Origin of the sequence: Thalassotalea sp. ND16A, from assembly GCF_000764205.1 — a bacterium.
GTDB lineage: Bacteria > Pseudomonadota > Gammaproteobacteria > Enterobacterales > Alteromonadaceae > Thalassotalea_A.
Genome location: NZ_JQDZ01000039.1, coordinates 1 through 22,064 on the forward strand (window position 1 = coordinate 1; position 22,064 = coordinate 22,064).

24 protein-coding genes and 3 rRNA genes are annotated in these 22,064 nt (G+C 42.2%); 25 read left to right on the forward strand and 2 right to left on the reverse strand.

Annotation, left to right across the window (positions count from 1 at the left end; translation table 11 throughout):
- From ND16A_RS0118975 to rplI, 9 genes are all read left to right on the forward strand, one after another.
- Positions 1 to 107 (forward strand): 23S ribosomal RNA (locus ND16A_RS0118975); the annotation flags it as partial.
- Between the two features lie 218 nt (positions 108 to 325).
- Positions 326 to 440, forward strand: a 5S ribosomal RNA gene (gene rrf, locus ND16A_RS12635).
- A 127-nt stretch (positions 441 to 567) separates the two neighbouring features.
- Positions 568 to 682 (forward strand): 5S ribosomal RNA (gene rrf, locus ND16A_RS12630).
- Between the two features lie 341 nt (positions 683 to 1,023).
- Positions 1,024 to 3,417, forward strand: coding sequence for a ribonuclease R (gene rnr, locus ND16A_RS12625; protein ID WP_033076932.1), 2,394 nt, complete (start codon positions 1,024 to 1,026; stop codon positions 3,415 to 3,417).
- Positions 3,418 to 3,452: 35 nt separating this feature from the next.
- Complete coding sequence (rlmB, locus tag ND16A_RS12620) at positions 3,453 to 4,208, forward strand: 23S rRNA (guanosine(2251)-2'-O)-methyltransferase RlmB (protein WP_033076933.1); 756 nt, start codon at positions 3,453 to 3,455, stop codon at positions 4,206 to 4,208.
- A 195-nt stretch (positions 4,209 to 4,403) separates the two neighbouring features.
- Positions 4,404 to 4,820 (forward strand): 30S ribosomal protein S6, encoded by a 417-nt coding sequence (gene rpsF / locus ND16A_RS12615; RefSeq protein WP_033076934.1) that lies wholly within the window; start codon positions 4,404 to 4,406, stop codon positions 4,818 to 4,820.
- Between the two features lie 6 nt (positions 4,821 to 4,826).
- Positions 4,827 to 5,135, forward strand: a complete 309-nt coding sequence (gene priB, locus ND16A_RS12610; protein ID WP_033076935.1) for a primosomal replication protein N — start codon at positions 4,827 to 4,829, stop codon at positions 5,133 to 5,135.
- 63 nt (positions 5,136 to 5,198) lie between these two features.
- Positions 5,199 to 5,426, forward strand: coding sequence for a 30S ribosomal protein S18 (gene rpsR, locus ND16A_RS12605; RefSeq protein ID WP_033076936.1), 228 nt, complete (start codon positions 5,199 to 5,201; stop codon positions 5,424 to 5,426).
- 18 nt (positions 5,427 to 5,444) lie between these two features.
- On the forward strand, positions 5,445 to 5,897 hold the full coding sequence (gene rplI, locus ND16A_RS12600) for a 50S ribosomal protein L9 (protein WP_033076937.1): 453 nt from the start codon (positions 5,445 to 5,447) through the stop codon (positions 5,895 to 5,897).
- Between the two features lie 240 nt (positions 5,898 to 6,137).
- On the opposite strand, the gene dapA is transcribed toward rplI, so the two are convergent.
- Entirely contained in the window at positions 6,138 to 7,046 is a 909-nt protein-coding gene (dapA, locus tag ND16A_RS12595; RefSeq protein WP_033076939.1) for a 4-hydroxy-tetrahydrodipicolinate synthase, read from the reverse strand.
- A gap of 214 nt (positions 7,047 to 7,260) precedes the next feature.
- On the opposite strand from dapA, the gene ND16A_RS12590 reads away from it, so the two are divergent.
- Together ND16A_RS12590 and ND16A_RS12585 are read left to right on the forward strand one after the other, a co-directional pair.
- Positions 7,261 to 7,992 carry a complement resistance protein TraT gene (locus ND16A_RS12590; RefSeq protein WP_052072967.1) on the forward strand — a complete coding sequence of 244 codons (732 nt, stop codon included), beginning with the start codon at positions 7,261 to 7,263 and terminating at the stop codon, positions 7,990 to 7,992.
- Positions 7,993 to 8,010: 18 nt separating this feature from the next.
- Positions 8,011 to 8,739 (forward strand): complement resistance protein TraT, encoded by a 729-nt coding sequence (locus ND16A_RS12585; protein ID WP_052072968.1) that lies wholly within the window; start codon positions 8,011 to 8,013, stop codon positions 8,737 to 8,739.
- A 409-nt stretch (positions 8,740 to 9,148) separates the two neighbouring features.
- On the opposite strand, the gene ND16A_RS12580 is transcribed toward ND16A_RS12585, so the two are convergent.
- A complete protein-coding gene (locus ND16A_RS12580) occupies positions 9,149 to 10,084 on the reverse strand; it encodes a 1-aminocyclopropane-1-carboxylate deaminase/D-cysteine desulfhydrase (RefSeq protein WP_235282010.1) in 936 nt (311 codons plus the stop codon).
- 318 nt (positions 10,085 to 10,402) lie between these two features.
- Between ND16A_RS12580 and ND16A_RS12575 the strand changes: the two genes are divergently transcribed.
- The 14 genes from ND16A_RS12575 to mreD all read left to right on the forward strand — a co-directional run bounded on the left by ND16A_RS12575 (position 10,403) and on the right by mreD (position 22,063).
- Positions 10,403 to 11,251: a hypothetical protein gene (locus tag ND16A_RS12575; RefSeq protein ID WP_152593837.1), complete on the forward strand. Its 849-nt coding sequence runs from the start codon at positions 10,403 to 10,405 to the stop codon at positions 11,249 to 11,251.
- On the forward strand, positions 11,244 to 11,849 hold the full coding sequence (locus tag ND16A_RS12570) for a hypothetical protein (protein WP_033076942.1): 606 nt from the start codon (positions 11,244 to 11,246) through the stop codon (positions 11,847 to 11,849). Before ND16A_RS12575 ends, ND16A_RS12570 begins: the two co-directional genes overlap by 8 nt.
- On the forward strand, positions 11,849 to 12,526 hold the full coding sequence (locus tag ND16A_RS12565) for a hypothetical protein (RefSeq protein ID WP_033076943.1): 678 nt from the start codon (positions 11,849 to 11,851) through the stop codon (positions 12,524 to 12,526). The genes ND16A_RS12570 and ND16A_RS12565 overlap by 1 nt, the downstream gene beginning before the upstream one ends.
- A gap of 77 nt (positions 12,527 to 12,603) precedes the next feature.
- Positions 12,604 to 14,316 (forward strand): GspE/PulE family protein, encoded by a 1,713-nt coding sequence (locus ND16A_RS12560; protein ID WP_033076944.1) that lies wholly within the window; start codon positions 12,604 to 12,606, stop codon positions 14,314 to 14,316.
- 10 nt (positions 14,317 to 14,326) lie between these two features.
- Positions 14,327 to 15,553, forward strand: coding sequence for a type II secretion system F family protein (locus ND16A_RS12555; RefSeq protein WP_033076945.1), 1,227 nt, complete (start codon positions 14,327 to 14,329; stop codon positions 15,551 to 15,553).
- A gap of 91 nt (positions 15,554 to 15,644) precedes the next feature.
- Positions 15,645 to 16,268, forward strand: a complete 624-nt coding sequence (locus ND16A_RS12550; RefSeq protein ID WP_052072969.1) for a prepilin-type N-terminal cleavage/methylation domain-containing protein — start codon at positions 15,645 to 15,647, stop codon at positions 16,266 to 16,268.
- 15 nt (positions 16,269 to 16,283) lie between these two features.
- The gene (locus ND16A_RS21845; RefSeq protein WP_052072970.1) at positions 16,284 to 16,757 is read left to right on the forward strand and encodes a prepilin-type N-terminal cleavage/methylation domain-containing protein; all 474 of its coding nucleotides are present in this window, start codon (positions 16,284 to 16,286) and stop codon (positions 16,755 to 16,757) included.
- 17 nt (positions 16,758 to 16,774) lie between these two features.
- A complete protein-coding gene (locus ND16A_RS21005) occupies positions 16,775 to 17,257 on the forward strand; it encodes a pilus assembly FimT family protein (RefSeq protein ID WP_033076946.1) in 483 nt (160 codons plus the stop codon).
- Positions 17,247 to 17,828, forward strand: a complete 582-nt coding sequence (locus ND16A_RS12540; protein WP_033076947.1) for a type II secretion system protein — start codon at positions 17,247 to 17,249, stop codon at positions 17,826 to 17,828. The genes ND16A_RS21005 and ND16A_RS12540 overlap by 11 nt, the downstream gene beginning before the upstream one ends.
- Positions 17,825 to 18,631 carry a PilW family protein gene (locus ND16A_RS12535; RefSeq protein WP_033076948.1) on the forward strand — a complete coding sequence of 269 codons (807 nt, stop codon included), beginning with the start codon at positions 17,825 to 17,827 and terminating at the stop codon, positions 18,629 to 18,631. Before ND16A_RS12540 ends, ND16A_RS12535 begins: the two co-directional genes overlap by 4 nt.
- Positions 18,621 to 19,079 carry a hypothetical protein gene (locus ND16A_RS20155; RefSeq protein WP_052072971.1) on the forward strand — a complete coding sequence of 153 codons (459 nt, stop codon included), beginning with the start codon at positions 18,621 to 18,623 and terminating at the stop codon, positions 19,077 to 19,079. The genes ND16A_RS12535 and ND16A_RS20155 overlap by 11 nt, the downstream gene beginning before the upstream one ends.
- 421 nt (positions 19,080 to 19,500) lie before the next feature.
- Positions 19,501 to 20,544 (forward strand): rod shape-determining protein, encoded by a 1,044-nt coding sequence (locus ND16A_RS12530; RefSeq protein ID WP_033076949.1) that lies wholly within the window; start codon positions 19,501 to 19,503, stop codon positions 20,542 to 20,544.
- A gap of 150 nt (positions 20,545 to 20,694) precedes the next feature.
- Positions 20,695 to 21,591, forward strand: coding sequence for a rod shape-determining protein MreC (gene mreC / locus ND16A_RS12525; protein ID WP_033076950.1), 897 nt, complete (start codon positions 20,695 to 20,697; stop codon positions 21,589 to 21,591).
- On the forward strand, positions 21,581 to 22,063 hold the full coding sequence (mreD, locus tag ND16A_RS12520; RefSeq protein WP_033076951.1) for a rod shape-determining protein MreD: 483 nt from the start codon (positions 21,581 to 21,583) through the stop codon (positions 22,061 to 22,063). Before mreC ends, mreD begins: the two co-directional genes overlap by 11 nt.
- The last annotated feature ends 1 nt before the right edge of the window (position 22,064 follow it).

A 22,064-nucleotide genomic window follows, 5' to 3' on the forward strand; every position in this document is an offset into this window, starting at 1 on the left:
TAAGTCCCCTAAAGGGTCGTTGGAGACTACAACGTTGATAGGTCAGGTGTGTAAGGACTGTGAGGTCTTGAGCTAACTGATACTAATTGCCCGTGAGGCTTAACCATACAACACCCAAGAAGTTTTGGCTTGTATGGTCTGACAAAGATTATAGAAATATAAATCACGCATAACATAGAATCATGAGTAAGATTCAGGTTTAATACTAGCTTTTTCCAAATTATGTTAGAAGACTGATGCACAATAGGCGTCAGGAGACCCTGAAATGATACTGAACCAAGTTCAGCACATGATTTTTAGGGCATTTCTAACGAAATGGTTTTTGTCTGGCGACAATAGCACTGTGGAACCACCTGATCCCATGCCGAACTCAGAAGTGAAACGCAGTTGCGCCGATGGTAGTGTGGGAGTTCCCATGTGAGAGTAGGTCATCGCCAGGCTCCTAATTTCGAAAAGCCCGTTCTTATGAACGGGCTTTTTACTCTAAAATTAGAGTGAAGCTTTAATTGATTAATTATTTACTAAAGTATTTAATCAATTAAGTCTTCAAGATTTATCCGATTTTTGTCTAGCGACAATAGCACTGTGGAACCACCTGATCCCATGCCGAACTCAGAAGTGAAACGCAGTTGCGCCGATGGTAGTGTGGGAGTTCCCATGTGAGAGTAGGTCATCGCTAGGCTCCTAATTGAAAATGAAAAGGGCATCCGTAAGGGTGCCCTTTTTGTTTGTCCAAAATAAAGTATAGATAGCGTTTTTTATCGAGAGTGTACGGATGCCCTTTCCATTTTAAGCAGAGCTTGGCATTATCAACCTGCGAGACTAAAGTCCCGCCAACCAGGGCTCAGAACCTATGGGTTGGCGGGGTTTCAACCTCGCGTTATTGCCGCAGGCAACTTAAGCTGGCTATCGCCAACCGTGAGACTGCAGTCCCGCCAACCATCAAATATTCATCCAACGATGATAATCAACCCTTGATAACTTGTTATGTTATACTAATAAAAAAATCAAATAGTATAACTAGTGAAACATAAAGATCCCCACTTCCAACGAGAATCCGCCAAATACGATAAGCCTGTCGCGAGTCGTGAATTTCTGTTAGCGCTGTTAGAGCAAAAAGGCCACCCGATGACCTTTGTCCAGTTCTGTAAAGAATTAGACTATAAAGATGAAGAGCAAATTATTGGGGTGAAACGCCGTTTACGGGCGATGGAAAATGCCGGGCAGTTAGTGTTTACCAAATTTAAACAATATGCCATTGCTACCGCATCCGAGGTAATAACCGGGGAGGTTATTGGTCATCGTGACGGTTTTGGTTTTCTCAAGCCGGATGAAGGCGATAAAGATTTATACATTCCTTACTATGAAATGCGCAAACTTATTCATGGTGATATCGTTGAAGCCAGAGTAACGGCAAGCACCGATAATAAAGGTAAACAAGAAGTTAAAATTCTCGATGTATTGCAGCCAAGAACAGATAAGATTATTGGCCGCATCTTCGTTGAACATTCCGTTATTACCGTGATCCCGGAAGATGCCAGAATCAGTCACGAAATCATTGTGCCAAAAGGCAAGCATTTAGGTGCTCGTCATGGGCAAATGGTGATTGTTGATATTATTCAGCGTCCCAGCAAGCGCAACACACCATTAGGGCAAGTTAGCGAAGTCCTGGGCGAGCATATGGCGCCGGGTATGGAAGTGCAAGTTGCACTGCATCAACACGATTTACCCCACTCCTGGTCGGAAGAGTTATTAGCAGAAATACAGTCACTGACGCCTGAAGTGGATGAGGCGGCAAAACAAGGTCGTATCGATCTACGTGAACTACCATTAGTGACCATTGATGGAGAAGATGCAAGAGATTTTGATGATGCGGTATATTGTCAACCGAAAAAATCTGGTGGTTGGCGTTTATGGGTTGCCATTGCCGATGTCAGTTATTACGTCAGGCCAGGCACCGCGCTTGACGGTGAGGCGATAAAACGCGGTAACTCGGTCTATTTCCCGAATCAAGTGATCCCAATGCTGCCGGAAGTGTTATCAAACGGTTTGTGTTCGTTGAATCCAAATGTCGATCGTTTGTGTATGGTCAGTGAAATGACCATCAGCGCCAATGGTAAGTTATCCGGGGCGAAATTTTACCCGGCGGTAATGAACTCCCATGCCCGTTTTACTTATACCAAAGTGGCAGCAATTCTAGAGGGAGACAAAGATTTACGTGATTACTACCAGAGTCAGGTAAAAGACTTGGAAGAGCTGCATAAACTCTATCATTGTCTGGTGGGTGCCCGTCGCAACCGTGGCGCCATTGAATTTGAAACCGAAGAAGTGCGCTTTGTTTTCAATGCCGACAGAAAAATTGATTCAGTAGTGCCGGTAGTGCGTAATGATGCTCATAAAATCATCGAAGAATGTATGATTTTGGCTAATGTTGCCACCGCCAAATTTGTTGCTAAACATGAAAAGCCTGGGCTTTATCGAGTTCACGATAAACCAAACCAGGACAAATACAATAACCTGGTCACTTATCTTAATGAGCTTGGCATCGAAATGGAGAAAAAAGAAGAACCGACTCCGGCTGATTTTGGTGCTATCACTGAAAAAGTGAGTGACCGGCCGGATAAAGAGCTGATCCAAACCATGTTATTACGCTCAATGAAGCAAGCGGTCTATCAGGCCGAAAATCTTGGTCATTTTGGTTTGGCGTTACCTGCGTATTCACATTTTACTTCGCCAATTCGACGTTATCCTGATTTAGTCATTCACCGGGTGATCAAGTCGATTATCAATAACCAGCAAGAAAATTCGGTAAATATTGGCTATTACCAATACGATGAGCAAGAAGTGAGTGAGCTAGGTGAGCATTGTTCGATGACCGAACGCCGTGCCGATGATGCCACTCGTGAAGTTTCTGACTGGTTAAAATGTGAATTTATGCAAGATCACGTTGGCGATACCTTTAGTGGCGTGATTGCAACCGTAACTGGCTTTGGTTTTTTTGTGCGCTTACAAGATTTTCATATTGAAGGCTTAGTGCATATTAGCTCGCTTGGTAAAGATTATTATACTCATGATGAGGTACGAATGTGCTTAATTGGTGAGAACTCGAAGAAAAAGTATCATGTTGGCGATATCCTTGAGGTACAGGTTGCGGCAGTAAATCTGGAAGAAAAGAAAATTGATTTAATACTTGGTGGCGAAAGTACCGTGCTTGATGCCAATAAGAAATTAAAGAAAAAGAGCAAAAGCGCCGATTATAAAGCCAGTAAGAAAAAAACAGACGAGAGATCACCATTTGTCCCTGGCGCCAGAAAAGCGAAAGATGCAAAAAAACCGAAAGCCAAATCTAAGGCAGGCAAAAGACAAAAAGCAAAAGGTCGCCCGGGTAAAAATGCCCGTAAACAAGAAAAGAATTAACAACCTATCGGTTATAAAGATTAAAGAAGAGAAATATGGCAAAACAAGATGATTTAGTTTTTGGTATTCATTCGGTTAGCGCGCTGATGGAAATAGCGCCAGAGCGCTTCGTTGAATTGTGGTTATTAAAAGGCCGTGAAGACGATCGCATATTACCAATTATTAACCTTGCCGGTAAATACGGTATTTCGGTGCAATTTATGCACCGTAAAGCGCTGGACGATAAAAGTGCTGGCGAGCAGCATCAAGGCGTGATTGCTAAAGTAAAACCCGGCAAAGCGTTCACGGAAAATGACTTATCCGACATTGTTGAGCAAACCTTGGCGAAAAATGAACAACCGTTTTTATTGATCCTCGATGGTGTTACCGATCCACACAATCTTGGCGCTTGTTTACGTAATGCCGATGCTGCTGGCGTACAAGCGATTATTGTGCCCAAAGATAATGCCGCTAAAATTACTCCTACGGTGCGTAAAGTTGCCGTTGGTGCTGCCGAAACGATACCATTAGTGCAAGTGACTAATTTGGCCCGTTCAATGAAAGCGCTGCAGGAAATGGGTGTTTGGATCATTGGCACGGCGGGTGAGGCAACCCAGTCGTTATATGACTGTAAGTTAAAAGGGCCAATGGCTTTAGTGATGGGCGCTGAGGGTAAAGGCATGCGGCGTTTGACGCGTGAAACCTGCGATGAGTTAATAAAATTGCCGATGGCAGGTTCGGTATCCAGTTTAAACGTATCGGTGGCCTCGGGTATTTGCCTGTTTGAGATTGTCCGCCAACGCCTTGTTTAATTAACCTTATTTGGCTAAATAATGCTAGCAAACGCTAAACTTAGATTAGTTTTCGTGAGTTTGCCAAAGATGCTTGCTTTAATTGCTCATTTTCCCTACAATACGCGTCCTTAATTCAGCCTTAACTTTTGTTCCTTGCCTTTATACTGGTGCTTGGCTGAGCCAGAAAGAGGCTACTACCGTAAGGAGCTCGTAATGCGTCATTACGAAATCGTATTTATGGTTCACCCTGATCAGAGTGAACAAGTAACTGGTATGATCCAACGTTACTCAGACATGATCACTGCTGCTGAAGGCACAATCCACCGTCTAGAAGACTGGGGTCGTCGTCAATTAGCATACCCAATCAACAAACTGCACAAAGCACACTATGTTCTTATGAACATTGAAGCGCCTCAGTCAGTTATTGATGAGTTAGAAACTTCTTTCCGTTATAACGATGTTGTTATTCGTAACATGATCATGCGCACTAAAGGCGCGGTAACTGAAGCTTCAGCAATGGCTGCTGCTAAAGAAGACCGTCGCGAAGACCGCCGCGAGAAAAGAGAAGTTGCTAAAGAAGCTCCAGCTGCGCCAGCACCAGTTGCTGAAGAAGCTGCAAGCGAAGAATAGTAATTAGTGACTGAAAATTGCCTGGTATTGATAGGCTCGGTAGCAAAAACTGCTGAATTATCGATAAGCCCTGCGGGTATCGCCCATATTAAGTTTTCATTAGAGCATCGCTCTCTGCAAACCGAAAATGGCTTAACCCGACAAGTATTCGCAAGAATGCAAGTGGTGGCAACCGGACAGTGGTCACAAAATTTATCTCGTGAAATAATTGTGGGCAGTAATGTAAAAGTGAGCGGTTTTATCAACCGTCACGAAACCCGAAATGGTAACCCGATTTTGGTATTACATGCTCAACAAATTGAAATGATTAATTAGGTGTTTACCCATATTAGCGCGTTTTTTGCTAAAAAAAGTAACACCGTATATTAGGAGAAATCCATGTCACGTTTTTTTAGACGTCGTAAATTCTGTCGCTTTAGCGCAGAGGGCGCTGCCGCTATCGATTACAAAGATATCGCAACGTTAAAAAACTATATCACTGAAAGTGGTAAAATCGTTCCTAGCCGTATTACTGGTACATCAGCTAAGTATCAACGTCAACTTGGTCGTGCGATCAAGCGTGCTCGTTACTTATCTTTATTACCATATACTGACTTACACAAGTAACCTAAAGGGGCTATTAAAATGCAAGTAATTCTTCTTGATAAAATTGCCAAGTTAGGCGGCCTGGGTGATCAGGTATCGGTTAAATCTGGTTATGCTCGTAACTACTTATTACCTAAAGGTAAAGCAGTTATCGCATCAAAAGCTAACGTTGAGCACTTCGAAACTCGTCGTGCTGAACTTGAAGCAAAACTAGCGGGTGTTTTAGCTACAGCTGAAGCACGTGCTGCTAAATTAACTGAGTTAGCTGAAGTTACTATCGCTTCTAAAGCGGGTGACGAAGGTAAATTGTTTGGTTCTATCGGTACTAACGATATTGCTGCAGCAATTACTGAAGCTGGTGTTGAAGTTGTTAAAGCAGAAGTTCGTCTTCCTTTAGGTTCAATCCGTGAAACTGGTACTAACGAAATCGTTATCCACCTGCACGCAGACGTAGACACAACTATCAACGTTGTAGTTATCGCTCAAGCTTAATCAAAAATACTTTTTGATGTAAAAAAGCCTGCTTTTAGCAGGCTTTTTTTTGGCCAGGGATTGGCCTAAATGCCGTGGATACATGGAAGTATGGAGCGGCGTTGCACATTTTCAACATCGACGTTGTATATTACGACAACATGGATAATGGAGGTAGAGCACAGAGCAAAGCAGGGAGCAATTGCCGGGGACGTGCTTATCCTCTCGCACCATGGATGGGGAAAAGAGAGGGTTACCAATCTAAATCTTATAAATAAAATCACTGTCATCTAATAATGACAAGTTATCGCCAACGATATCCTTACTATCAAGCTTAGATAATAAATCAAATCCTTGCTGGCGCTGCTCAAGGGTAAGGGCATGGTAAGGAACACGGAATATTTTTTCCACCGCATTCGTCATCATTAACGCCGTATTTAAGGCAATGGGATTCGGTTCGCAGAACAGCCACTGCATCAACTCTTGCAGCTCGTCATTAAGTTCCACATTATTGTCATCCATTAAGGTACGCATTAGGCCTGGTATGATATTGGAAGTAACAGAAATCACACCATGTGAGCCAAACTGATGGCGGCCGGCAAAGCATTCATCATCATTGCCTGACCAACAGGCGATGCCTTGTTTTTCATAGTAATCAATACGTGCATTACCAGTACATTCTTTTACGCCAATGAAGTTTTTATGGCTGGCAATCGATTCGATGATATCAGGTGTTAAGTCTTGCCCTGTTCTACCCGGTACGTTGTAGATAAATGCCGGACCAACGGCAAGGACGCGATTGAAATGATCAATCACACCTGCTGTGGAGGTGCGGCCATAATATGGATTGATTTGTAAGGCTGCATCCATTCCCATGGCAAAGCCCTTTTCCGTTGCATTTATCGCTTCTCGGGTATTGTTACTGCCGGTATTGCCGACGATGAGGAGTCTGCCAGAGAATTTGTTAGTACTGTGGGCAATCAACATTAAATGTTCTTCCCAATTCAGCAAATGTCCTTCACCTGTGGTACCGCCTACAATGATACCGTCGACACCTGCAGCAATTTGTTGTTCTACCAACTTATCGTAGGTGTTTAAATCGATATTTCCTTGCTGGTTATATGGAGTTTTGATGGCAGTAATTAAACTGGCCGACTTTAATCGCTTCATGATATTTCTCAAATTGCTGTAGTAAATGCTGCGAGGGTAATTGATTAACCTCAATATTAGCAATAACAGCGTAAAGGATAAATACTTGTTTAGCGCCAGCTGTGCTTTTTTGTCAATTTAGTAATTAAATTTTTACAAATTTTTGGATAAAAATACACACAATTGTGGTCATATACATTACTATTTATAAAATAGGCTTTTTTAGGTAATACCGGTGATTGCGAGAAAGCGGTTAATAACTTGGGTATTTGTATCATTGTTACTTGCGATGTCAGGTTGCAGTGCTTTGCATACTTCGGTTAACAAGAAAGACTTAACGATTGAGACCATAATGTCGGCAACTATAGTGCTGGATCCAGTCAGTGCCGACAAAAGAACGGTATTTCTGCAATTAAGAAATACGTCAGACAAGCAAGGCATAGATTATGCGGCAGCAGTCACCGAAGCCATCGCCAGCAAAGGCTACACTATAGTTAACGATCCAGAGCAAGCACACTATTGGATTCAGGCAAATGTGTTACAGGTAGGCAAGACGGATTTACGTACCAATGATGGTAAAACCGATCAGGGCTTTGGTGCCGCCATACAAGGGGCAGAAATCGGCTCATTATTTGGTGATGGTGACGGTAAGATAGCGGCGACGGTGGTGGGCGGTTTAATCGGCGTACTGACGGATGCATTGGTAGATGATACCGTGTTTGTGATGATCACCGACTTACAAATTTCCGAAAAAGCGAAAGCTGGCGTGGTGGTAAGTCAGTCGGAACAGGCGGTATTGACACAAGGTGAGGTAAGCACGCAAACACAAACCAGTGAAGAAATCGTCGACCGTAAAAAATATCAAACGCGAATAACTTCAACCGCAAACCAAGTGAACTTAACGTGGCAAGAAGCCGAATTGAAATTGTTAGAAGGGTTAATACAATCCATGTCGGGAATTTTATAAAGGCTATAAGGATTAATTATGAAAACGCTAAATAAATATATGAGCAGTGCCTTTTTATTGATATTTACCATATCGATAGCCGGTTGTGGCGCACTGCATACTTCGGTAAAAAAACGCAATTTGGATGTGCAAACTAAAATGTCATCGACCGTTTGGTTAGATCCAGTCTCTGCTGAAAAGCGTACGGTGTTTTTGCAACTGCGCAATACTTCTGACAAGCAAGGGCTCACTTATGAAAATGAAGTGCGTGCGGCAATAACAGCCAAAGGTTATCGAGTAATCGACAATCCAGATGTTGCTCACTACTGGTTACAAGTCAATATTTTGCAGGTGGGAAAAACTGACCTACGTGCTGGTGATTCATTTGGGACTTTTGGCACTGCGGTACTTGCTGGAGCCGCAGGTGCGCAAATTGGTGATGGTAGCGGCCAGGTTGCAGCCGGTATTGCCGGTGCCGGTTTAGGCATTATTTTTGATGCCATGGTCGATGATAATTTATTTACTATGATCACCGACATTCAGATCTCTGAAAAAGCAAAAGAAGGGGTAAGAGTAAATCAGTCAGAAAAAGCGGTATTAAAACAGGGCGAGTCAGGTTCAAAAACACAAACCAGCTCTGAAGTGATTGATCGGAAAAAGTATCAAACTCGAATTGTTTCACTTGCCAACAAAGCGAACCTTGAATTTACTGAAGCGGAGCCACCGTTGCGCCAGGGGTTAATTAATTCTCTTTCTGGGATGTTATAAAAAGATAATAGGTACAGGGTACAAGCAGCATATTTGCACTGACGATTAATCGTGTAAGTTTTGTGGCAAGCTACGGGCTTCTAGCTACGGGCAGCATGTTTGAATGTGCTAACTATTGTGTAAATCTGGTACAAGGTACAGGCAGCATATACAGGGTACGAGTATCTGGGGTGGAATGAGTAAATTGCAGCTACTTACAATCTTCGAAAGTTAGCGCCGTCATCCCTTCACAAGCACTAGCGAGATGTGGGACCTCCCTAATTCATAACGTGCTTTTAAACAATATTTGCGCTCACTCAAAGAGCGTATATATCCAAACCACATTAGCTTTATATGAGGTCCCTGATATCGCTTATGCTCCTCAGGGATATGACGTGGTTAATTGTTTCTACTTTTTCAATTTTAGGTCTTAGCAGTTAGGTGCTCTCTCTGGAACAGGCCACTCATCAGCATTTAGCAGGCCGCGTTCCGCCATACCGCCCAAACCTTGTAGCCCGCCAGTGTGTAATAACACGATTTTGGCGCCAGCTTGAAAATAGCCCTGCTCTAACAAATCGAGAAAGGCCAATAACATCTTGCCTGAATATACCGGCTCAAAGGGGATCCCAGTTTGTTGGCTAAACTGCAAAATCCGCTGGGCATCTGCCGTTTTATACTTGCCGTAACCGCCACGATGAAATTGATTCAAAATTTTCCAGTTATCAAGGTTACTCGCTTGTGCGGCTAATAACAGGTTCACCTCATCGGCTAAATAGCCATCTTGTTTTAACACGGCAATGCCGAGCAGATTATGTTGATTGTTATCTGCATTGATAAGGCCTGCCAAAGTACCACCGCTGCCCACCGGGGTAAGTAAATAGTCATATTCTAGTTGCTCATTAAGTTCAGTAATGACTTCTCCTACACCCGGTAAAGCCAAGTGATTGCTGCCGCCTTCAGGGATAATATAAGCGTCAGGGTATTGCAGCTGTAATTGTGCCAAATACTCTTCATTGTGACGCAGTTTATAGGTTTTACGATCAACAAACTCAAGAGTCATGCCCCAATGTGTTGCCCAAGTTAGGGTGAAATTATTTCGATAATGCGGTTCACCACGAATGATGCCAATTGCGTCGAGGTTATTTATTTTACCAGCATAAGCCAGGGCATGAATGTGGTTGGAATAAGCCCCGCCAAAACTTAAAATTTGTGTCTTGCCCATCTCTTTGGCGGCTTTAAGGTTGTATTTCAATTTGCGCCATTTGTTGCCTGAGATTATCGGGTGAATTAAATCGTCGCGCTTAATAAACACCTCAACCTGATGTTTGCTAAAGGCAGGATAATTTATTTTATTTAAACTGCTCATTTCTTTGTTTTCTTTTAAGTTGCTGATTTTATACATATATGTAAATGTATTAAGGGCTCACTTTGAACGTGTAATCGGTCAATAATAAATGTCTTGCACCAAAGAGTAAATCCGCCATAATGGAGATAACCCTTTTACTGTATTGGGTCGCTTTCAAAAAAATTGGGCAAGCGCGCTGAAACCGACACCTTCAATGGTAACAGGGATAGCACTGTACAAAATAATAATATAACTATGTATAGGTAAATGAAGTCGATGTTGAACGGATTAAGATCACTTTTTTCCAAAAAGAATACGAATGTTAAATTCGGTATTGCTTTGCGCAACCAGGTAGGGGCATACGCCTTCGAAAAAGAAGTTAATGAAGAGTGTAAAGCGGATGAGTTTATTACCGAAACCACAGAATCAGCCGGTGAGTGGTTACAAACACTATTAGCTACTCACACCTTTACCGGCTCGGGTTATCTGGTGTTATCAGCTAGTCACTACTACAGTGTACAAATTAACAAGCCCAATTTACCCGATGATGAAATTCCCTTAGCAATAAAATGGCTGGTGAAGGATATCGTACCAATTGATCCGGACGATATGATCGTCGATTATTTTGATTCACCCGTGATTGTTGCAGGCACTGAAAAGATTAATGTAGTTTGTAGTCACCTTTCTCATCTTAAAAAATTTACCGATACATTTAAACGCCATCAGGTCGAACTTAAAGGCATCATCACCGATGAATTTGCCTTTGCCAATTTAGTCGATAACGTTGATAATTCAACCTTAATGGTATGTCAGCAACCGTTTGAAGATGTATTTTTACTGATTGTAAATCAGGGGGAAATATATTTCTCCCGGCGATTACGCGGCTTTAATGATATCGGCGGCTATTCAAGAGAGCAACTGAGCCAAGGCATTTGCGATTCTTTAAGCGTTGAAATACAAAAATCGATGGACTATTTTGAACGGCTGCTCAAACAATCGCCAGTAACCCGGATAAAAGTATTATTACCGGTAACCCATGAAGACTTTATTATCGAAAATTTAGCGAAAAATACTGAGGTAGTAATATCAGAAATTGAATTGCCTGAGCCATTTGCGAAATTACGCAATTGTGCAGCCAGTATTGGTGCGTTAACAGAATTTGAAAAAGTGGGTGTAGTAAATGACTAAAACCCGTATTAACCTGCTAAAAGATGAATTAATCGCGGTGCAATCCTGGCTAACATTGACCAATGTGGTAAGAGTTTGGGCCGTATTTTTTTCTATTTTTGCTCTATATACCGCCTACTTGAATATCACTCATACTCAATTTAACGATGAATATATCGCGTTAAAAAGAAAAAATGTGCAGTTGAAAAATAAGCTTAAGCAGTATCAACAAGTGCTGGATAACCGTACGATAAGTTCAAAGAAAATCAATCAACTTTCGACATTAAAGTTTATTTTTCAAAATAAACAAATATTGCATCGGCAATTAACCGATCACAGCCAACTAAGTTTCACCGGTTTTGCCGGAATAATGTCGGAATTGGCGATAAATCATCACGGTGAAATTAGTTTAAAAAACATCAAAATAGACAATGACAATTTCAGTGTTTCTGGTTTGGCGCCGAAAGCTGAGTCCGTACCTATTTGGTTATCGGGATTTGAAGGTGCAGCCTTTATGTCGGGCAGAAACTTTGCCCAACTTAATTTATCGGTCAATGAAAAAGGTGATACACAATTTGTTGTAAGCTCTAAGCAAAGCGCAGCTGAGGGAAGCCACTAATGCAAAAACAATGGTTTGTATCTTCTGAAAAATTCTCAAAGTTGAGTAACCGAGAGAAATATATCATCTTATTCGCGGGTGTTTTCATTTTTTATTTATTGTTTAATGCCATCGCGTTCGAAACCAATGCCACCAAAATGAACAAACTTCAGCGCGCAATTACTCAATTCAAAAATAAAAATATTACCGCAACGATAGCATCAGAAAAAGCGCAAGTACGTTTGGCAAAAGATGCGAATAAAGATTTGGATAAGCAAATCGCACAATTTGAGAATAAATTAAAAGCCATCGACAATGAATTAGGTTCGTTAACGGATGAGCTTATTTTACCGGATAAAATGCGCAGCGCTTTACAAGATATGCTGCAGCTTTCTCCCGGGGTAACACTGTTGTCCTTTAAGTCAATGGCGCCAGAGCCGTTAATTAGGAAGGACTTGCGTTCGGCAAAAGTGTTACGGGATAGGCAAACACCGCAAATTGACCTTTACCGCCATAATTTTCGGATTTCGCTGGAAGGAAGTTATTTGCAGTTGCGTGATTATTTGCAAAAAGTTGAACAATTGCCCTGGCCATTTTATTGGCACGAGTTTGATTATTCGGTGAGTGATTATCCAAATGGCAAGCTGAATATTGAAATGTACAGTTTAAGTACCAAGAAGGAATTTATTGGTGTATAAATTTTTATTAACTTGTGCGTTTTTGCTGGTCAATAGTTTTACTTTTGCTCGTCAATTAGTGACATTGGGAGGATAGAGTGTCGATAGTCAAATTACAGTTACGTTTGGGAGATTTATTGGTAGAAGAGAATATTATCTCTGACGACCAACTTGAACACGCGCTGCAATTGCAAGATACCACCCATCGCAAGTTAGGGGCTTCATTGATCGAATTAGGTTTTATCAGTGAACGCCAGTTGTTGCAATTTCTTGCTAAGCAATTGAATTTACCCTTTATCGATATTACGCAAAGGTTCATTGCCGCCAATGTTGTTGAGTTACTGCCAGAAGTTCATGCCCGCCGGTTAAGAGCGTTGGTGCTGGAGTATGATGAAGATACGGTATTGGTTGGCATGAGTGACCCTGCAGATTTGAATGCCATTGATCAGCTTGAAAGCTATTTAACTCCCAGAGTCATCAACATTGCCGCGGTGGCCGAATCGCAATTATTCAATGCTTTTGATAATTTATATCGCCGCACCGAAGACATCAAATCCTTTGCCAGTCAACTTGAAGAAGAATATGTTGATGTCAAGGAAATTGATTTTAGCACCGCCGATTTTGGTGATGATTCAAGTGATGCTACGGTTGATAAATTATTGCAATCGGTGTTTGAAGATGCAGTACAAATGCGTGCCTCAGATGTACATATTGAACCAGAGAAAGAACAGTTACGAATTCGTCAGCGTGTTGACGGAATATTACAAGAGAGCATTATTCAACAGGTAAAAATTGCCAATGCCCTGGTGTTAAAACTGAAGTTGCTGGCAAGCCTGGACATCTCCGAAAAACGCCTGCCGCAAGATGGCCGTTTTCATCTGCGGGTAAAAGGCCATGAAATCGATGTACGTATCTCTTCAATGCCGGTGCAACACGGTGAATCGGTGGTCATGCGTTTACTCGATCAAACCGATGGTTTAATCAAGCTGGAAAAAACTGGCTTGCCGTTAGCTCTGGTTGAGCGACTACGCCTGCAAATCACCCGTCCAAACGGCATGGTGCTGGTTACAGGTCCTACCGGTAGTGGTAAAACCACAACTTTGTATGCCGCGCTTGCTGAATTAAATCAGCCAGAAAAGAAAATTATTACCGTCGAAGATCCGGTTGAGTATCGTCTGCCACGAATAAATCAGGTACAGGTGAATGAAAAAATCGACTTAACTTTTTCTCGAGTGTTAAGAACATCATTACGTCAAGATCCCGATATACTAATGATCGGTGAAATGCGGGATACCGAAACGGTTGAAATCGGTATGCGTGGAGCTTTAACCGGTCACATGGTGTTATCAACGCTACATACCAACGATGCAATTACTTCAGCAATTCGCTTACTCGACATGGGCGCGCCGGGGTTTTTAATCAGCAGTGCGTTAAGGGCTATTGTCGCACAACGTCTGGTAAGGCGCATTTGTGAGGGCTGTAAAATTGACCATACGCTGCAGCCCCAAGAAAAAGTGTGGTTAGAAAACCTGACCAAAGCGGATGTGAACAGCACCTTCTATAAAGGCAGTGGTTGCCAATCTTGTAATTATTCGGGGTACCGTGGTCGAGTTGGGGTGTTTGAATTATTAGAACTGGACTCGACCATGATGGATGCTTTAAAACGAGAAGACACCGAAGCATTCACCCGGGCCGCTAAACTAAGCAAAAATTACAGACCGTTAGCATTGGCCGCTTTTGATTATGCACAGCAGGGGGTAACCACTATTGATGAAGTACTGCGGTTAGCCGAAATGATAGATATTAGTTAGCAGAAATATTATGGCACTTTTTCACTACATTGGTCGTAACAGTCAGGGCAAACAAATTTCAGGTTCAGTTGATGCGAGCACAAGTGTCGCTGTCGCTGAACAATTGACTAAGCAAAATATCATCCCAATCACCATCAAAAATTCTGCCACAAAATCAGTATCGAAAGATCTTAAGCTTTCAGTCAGGTTTGAACCAAAAAGGGTAAAAGAGGTTGATTTAATCATGTTTTGTCGGCAAATGTACGCGTTAATACGTTCAGGGGTACCGACATTAAGTGCGATAAAGGGCTTGGCAGAAACAACAACATCAAAGGCTTTACAAAGTGTGATGCTTGATCTTCATGCGAAACTGGAGAAAGGCTTTAGTCTGTCATCGTCGATGGCGCATCACCCAAATATCTTTAATCAATTGTTCGTCTCTGTTATCCATGTTGGCGAAAATACCGGGCTGTTAGGGCCATCCTTCGCCAAACTTGCTGAAAATATCGAGCGCGAAGAAGAGACCAAAAAAAATATCAGGCAAGCCATTCGTTATCCAATGTTTGTCGTCTTCGCTATCGTTATCGCGATGTTTGTGCTGAATATTTGGGTGATCCCGGTGTTTATCGATATGTTTAGCCAATTTAACACGGACTTGCCTTTGACAACGAAAATGTTAATTACCAGTTCAACGTTTTTTACCGATTATTGGTTATTGATCCTGGTTATGTTTGCCGTCAGCGGCTTAGCCATTAAAAGCTATGTCGCTACTGAAAAAGGCTTATACCATTGGGATAAGCGTAAGCTTGTAATACCCATTATTGGCAAGATAATCGAACGGGCGTTACTTGCTCGTTTTTCCCATGGCTTTGCCATTGTGCTCAAGGCCGGTGTTCCTATAACCACAGGGTTAAGTTTAATCGCTGAGTCTATCGGAAATTCTTATATGGCGGATAAAATTGTCGGTATGCGCAAAAAGGTAGAAACCGGTGAAACACTGCTGCGTACAGCCAGCACCAGTGGCCTATTTACGCCATTAGTATTGCAAATGATCGCGGTGGGCGAAGAAACCGGCAAACTTGATGAGTTACTTGAGAATGTGGCAAATTATTATGAGCGAGAAGTTGAATACGATCTCAAAACCTTAACAGACCGAGTTGAGCCAATTTTAATTATAGTCATGGCGGTAATGGTGCTGATACTGGCGTTAGGTATTTTTACCCCAATGTGGGATATGTTTTCGGTGGTGCAAAGTTAAATAATCACGAAAAATTAACCACTTACTGTATTTTATATTGATTTTTAGGCAATCTATATTAGAGTTAAAAATAGTGAAGTTTGAGGAAGTTATGAATAAAAATAAAAATAAAAAGCATCAGATTAAAGGGTTTACTTTAATCGAATTAGTGGTTGTTCTTGTCTTAATCGGTTTATTTGCCGTTACGGCAATTCCGAAGTTCATGGATTTGACTGATAAAGCCCAGCAGGCAAATATCGAAGGTATGGCTGGCGGCTTTGCTAGTGCAGTGTCATTAGCCAGAGCACAGTGGGAAGTTGAAGGCCGCCCTACGGATGGTACTTATAACGTGGTGAATTACGATGGTAGTGACCTTATTCTCACCACAAAAAACCAAAGTAATGGCATACGTGCCGGCTACCCCATTGGACTAGCCGGGGCTAATGATACCCTGGAGCTTGTCGATTGTGTTGATATTTGGAATAATATTTTACAACAGCCGCCGTTAGTGACGCAAAATATTGGCGAACTAAATGGCATCGACTCGGATAGCTATAAATATTTCGTCTCTATCACCGGTATCGCGCCATTGCGAAGTTGTGTTTATCATTTAAAACAAACGTTAGCGAAAACGGACGATGAATTTATAAGTCCTAATGGTGATGAATCTATTGGTATTAATTTTTCATATCTACCAGCTAACAGCTCAGTAGTGATAACGGTAAATGACATTTAGTATCGAGGCTTTTTTATGCCAAATAACAAAGGCTTTACCCTAATAGAATTAATCATTGTTATCGTACTTTTAGGTGTTTTAGCCGCTACTGCCGCACCCAAATTCATCAACTTAACTGGCGCTGCACGCACCGCGACCATGAAAGGCTTACAGGGCCGGATAAATTCAGCGATTGATATTGCGCACGCGAAAGCGTTAATCAGCGGTGATCATACTGAAATTCAGGTCGATTCTAACTTTTATGCGTTATTGGCCGGGTGGCCGACAGCCGCTGCTGCCGGTGACGGTTCTGGTACCACGGGCAATGGCCTGGGTATCCAAAGCTTACTTAAAATCGAATGGGAAACCTCGGATTACAGTTATGATGATCAAACGGGCATTTTTAGCATCACAGGAGCGCAAAATCCAGCCACTTGCATCATTACCTATACCGAAAGTAATGCCGTCGAAGATAGGCCCAATGTCACTCCCGATTTAATCGGTTGTTAAGGTTTGAAGCACAGATAATGGCAAGCACAATTCGCCGAGTATCAGGCTTTACTATCGTTGAACTTATTGTGGTTGTTCTTATTATCACAATTTTGGCAATCACTGTGGTGCCAAAGCAGTTCGGGAGCAGCAGTTTTGATGCGTTTGTATATCGCGATCAAATGATCTCCCACCTGCGTTTAAAACAGCAAAGGGCAATGCAGCAGACTGACTCAGCAACTTGCCATCAAATATTGATCAAAAGCGATGGCTCCGGATACGGCAGTACGACAGATTGTCGCAATAAAATATTAACGGCAGACTGGCGTCGCGATAATACCGGTTTTGAAATTCCTATCCGTTCCAATGTATTAATTAATTCCTCATCGAATGAAACCTTAACCATAGATTCTTGGGGGAGAGTATTGGAATGTTCCACTCAATGCATCATAGAATTTACCAATGCTGTGGATACAGCACGGCTCTGTATTGAACGTGAGGGCTACATTCATGCCTGTTAATCATTTGCACCGATCAATTCCTGGGCATCATAAACAAGCCGGTTTTACCTTAATTGAATTGGTCATTGGCATGACCTTTATGGTGGTTGTGATTGGCTTCATGATGGCGGCAATGATGCCAAAGGAGAGGGAAAGTGCCGATCAAATTCATTTGCTCAGAGCGGCCGAGCTGGGTCAGTCGTTGCTCAATGAAATTAGGTCAAAAGCGTTTGATCAACAATCAGATTTTAATGGCGGGGTATTACGTTGCAATGAAACCGGTTGGAGACCTTGCACTTCCAGTCTCACCTTAGGAGTGGACGGGGCAGAAACCAGAGCTGATTACAATGATGTTGATGATTATCATGGCTTAGATGTTTTTGAAGATGCTTTAGGTCGAGACATTAATGACATCTACCGAGGTTTTAGTGTCCGGATAAAAGTGGTTTACGATAATAATTATGATGGTAACAGCGATAACTATGCCGCCATCATCGATAATGCTTTACTGGCTAAACTTATCACCGTTACTGTGACAACGCCGCTTGAAACCGAGGTTACTTTTGCGACTTATAAGGCCAACGTTGAATGAACAAGGGCCATTTATATAAGACAAGCAAAGGCTTTACCTTAGTTGAACTGGTACTGGTAATCGCGATTTTAAGCATTACCTCAGTAGGCTTTATCGGTTTTATCACCATAGGTTCAAAGGTTTATCAGGATGTATCTGGCCGTGATGCGTTAATCTCGGATGCTCGCTTTGCCATAGAACGGTTAAACCGGGAATTAAGCAATGCGTTGCCTAATTCGGTTCGAATTATCGATGATGGCAGCACTCAATGCCTGGAATTTGTTCCCATTGTGGTGAGCAGCTTTTACCTTGATATTCCGCTGCTGCCAGATCCGCCAAAAACGACTTTTGATGTCGTAAAAGCCAGTAGTGATTATCAAACGAACAGCAAGGATATGGTGATTGTTTACCCAATTGCGAGCAGCGACATCTACGATCATGCGAGCAGCAAAAAAGCCATAGGCTTAACGAGTGTCGCTAAGCCTGCAGGTAATAAATGGCGGATCACCATAGATTCGGCCTTTAGTTTTGCCGCCGAATCCCCCAGTGGACGGTTATTCATCGTCTCTGAGCCGGTGAGTTTTTGTGCAACAAACGGCAGTTTACATCGTCATCAAAATTATGGTTTTTCGATAAACCAGTCGATTCTCAGCGGTGGCGTTTTAATGGCGGAACATATCGATGTTTGCCATGGCAGCTGCTTTCCATTTGTGTTCGACGCAATACTGCAACGTGCTGCCATAGTGCAGGTTAATTTTAAATTTTCAAAAAATAATGACAATGTGTTCTTTAGTAATGGAGTGCACATCAGCAATGTCCCATAATCGTTCTGCTTACTTTTCGCCGACGTTAAACCTTGCTCAAAAAAAACAGCAAGGCGCAAGTTTGATCATGGCCGTTTTTATGATTGTGGTATTGAGTTTAATGGCAGCAGCATTAGTACGGATCATCGCATCGTCGAGTGAAACCGTTTCTTATCAAGTCTTTGGTACTCGTGCTTATGCGGCGGCAGATATCGGTAATCAATGGGGGTTGCAGCAACTATTTCCATTAGGCTCCGAAATTGTGGATTGTGCGGTAGTGAATGCGGCCACAGTACCAGACCTTGCCAATGTACCTGGATTAATAGGTTGTCATATCGAGACTTTACAATGTACTGATTTTATCGAATCTGGGGTGACATATTTTACCTTAACGGCAACCGGCGCTTGTGATGCGGGTAGTGTAAGAACAAGTAGAACATTACAGGTTGAGGCGAGGAGTTTGCAGTAAATTTTACCGACTAATTAACAGCAAGAATGTAATTGTTAACCGCCATTTTTTACTTTTGGGGGCAACAGTATTCGCTGTTGTCGCGGCAGAACCTCCTGCTCAATCCCTATCAGCAACGCCATCTTTTGTAATTGTTGACGACGGTGAAGGCTTAAGCTGTGAACAAAAGAAATCGATAAATTTATAAAAAAAAGCATTTAACTAAAAAAGTGCAACATTTGCCTTATTTTTAACAATTATCTAGTACATTTTTTTATCGGCTGGGTTATGATGTTCGCACTAAAAAATAATGATTATTTTTATCTGGCGACAACAATAAATGGATATAATAAAAATAACAGAAAAAGTCGGTTAATACCGCGAGTTTCAGCCTGATAAAACGATAAAAAATGCAACGCTAAGCAATAGGATTTTTCTCCCCATGTTTAAATTTTTACGTGGTATGTTCTCAAACGATTTGTCTATCGATTTAGGAACAGCTAACACTCTGATTTATGTTAAAGACCAAGGCATCGTCCTGGACGAACCGTCTGTAGTAGCGATTCGTCAAGACCGATCTGGCGGCAATAAAAGTGTTGCCGCAGTCGGTACCGCAGCCAAACAAATGCTAGGTCGTACGCCGGGTAATATCGAAGCCATTCGACCAATGAAAGATGGCGTTATTGCTAACTTTTTTGTGACTGAAAAAATGCTGCAGCATTTCATCAAACAAATTCATTCGAATAACTTCCTTCGTCCTAGCCCTCGCGTATTAGTCTGTGTTCCTTGTGGTTCAACGCAAGTTGAGCGACGTGCCATTAAAGAGTCGGCAGAAGGAGCAGGCGCTCGTGATGTGCATTTAATTGATGAGCCTATGGCTGCGGCAATCGGCGCTGATTTACCTGTTTCGGCAGCAACCGGTTCTATGGTCGTGGATATTGGTGGTGGTACCACTGAAGTCGGTATTATCTCACTAAATGGTTTGGTCTACTCTTCATCAGTGCGAATTGGTGGTGACAAATTTGATGATGCGATTATCAACTATGTTCGTCGTAATTTTGGTAGCCTTATTGGTGAAGCGACCGCAGAGCGCATTAAACAAGAAATTGGTAGTGCTTACCCAGGCGAAGAACTGGTTGAGATTGAAGTTCGCGGCCGTAACCTTGCGGAAGGTGTGCCAAGAAGTTTTACCTTAAACAGTAATGAAATTTTAGAGGCTCTGCAAGAACCTCTTTCTGGGATCGTAAGTGCGGTTATGGTTGCCTTAGAACAATCACCACCGGAACTTGCTTCCGATATTTCTGAACGTGGCATGGTGTTAACCGGTGGCGGCGCCTTGTTAAAAGATTTAGATCGTCTGTTGGCCGAAGAAACGGGCATTCCGGTGATTGTTGCCGATGACCCGCTAACTTGTGTGGCTCGTGGCGGTGGTAAGGCACTTGAGATGATTGACATGCACGGTGGTGATTTATTCGCCTACGAATAACACCCTATCAGTAAATAAACAACAGGCAGCTTCAGCTGCCTTTGTAATATATACCTTACGACCGATTGGTGTAATTTATTGAGTAAGCAAGTTGTTACTCTAACTTGTTATTTCATAGCTCTGAATTGGGAATTTAGTTAAGCTGATATCATGAAACCCATTTTTATAGATGGCTATTCCAGCCATAGAAGGATGCTTGTTGCGCTGCTACTCTCAGGCGTCTTCATTTATTGCGACCATAAACTAGCAAGCTTTGAAGTTGCTCGAGGTTACCTACAATCACTGGTAAGTCCATTACAATATATTGCCAGCACGCCTAAACAAATTATGGATTATGCCAGTGATAATCTGGTTTCGCGCAAACAATTAATGTTGGATAACCAGCGCTTACAAATGAATGAGCTGATGCTTTATGAGAAGTTGCTTGAGTTGGACATTCTTAAACAAGAGAATGATCGTTTAAGAAAATTGCTGGCATCACCGTTGCGCAATCCGTTGAAAAAAATGGTGGCAGAAATTCTTGCTGTCGACAGCGATCCTTATTCACACCAAATTGTGATCAACCGCGGTATAAATGATGGAATTTATGAAGGCCAACCGGTTATTGATGAAACCGGTGTTGTTGGCCAAATCCTGCATGTAGGCGCCAATAATTCCAGAGTCTTGCTGATCACCGATATTACTCACGCCATTCCACTGCGAGTTCATCGTAATGGGGTGCGGTTAATTGCCAGTGGTACCGGTAGCTTTAATCAAATGGAAGTAAATCACATTGCTCATTCCACCGATATCAGGGTGGGGGATTTACTGGTTACTTCCGGGTTAGGCGGGAAATTTCCAGAAGGTTACCCGGTGGCAATGGTGTCTTACATTTCGGAAAACCCCAATAAAGAATTTGCCCGCATTCGGGTTCAGCCTATTGTCGAGATGAACCGTTTACGTTACTTATTGTTGCTTTGGCCGCATCAGACTCCGCTCGTTGAAAGTCAATATGACAAGCCTTTACCGAGCAACCAGCAAACCAGGCAGGTGGCGGATGAAAGCTAAACATAACAATTCAGTGATCTTATTTACGTTGGTCATCTCTTTGATATTAACCATTATGCCGTTGCCTATTGGCGTTGATGCTTTTCGACCGAACTGGGCATTACTGGTGGTGGCTTATTGGAGTATCGCCCTGCCAAATCGGGTGAATGTGCTGTTTGCCTGGATGATTGGCTTTATTATTGATGTACTACTGGGGTCGGTATTGGGTATCAATGCTTTTGCTACGGCTTTAGTGGTATATGTCTCCGCCAATAATTATCAAAAAATTCGCAATTTTTCATTATGGCAACAGTCCTTTATTATTGGCTTACTCGTCGCCTTGTATCACTTGATTATTTTTTGGCTGCAACGATTTATTTTTGATGTAGATTTTTCCATCAGCTACCTCAAACCGGTGCTCACTTCTGCCATTATCTGGCCAGTGGTGTTTTTATTATTACGTAAAATAAGACGTCAGTTTAAGGTGCATTAAC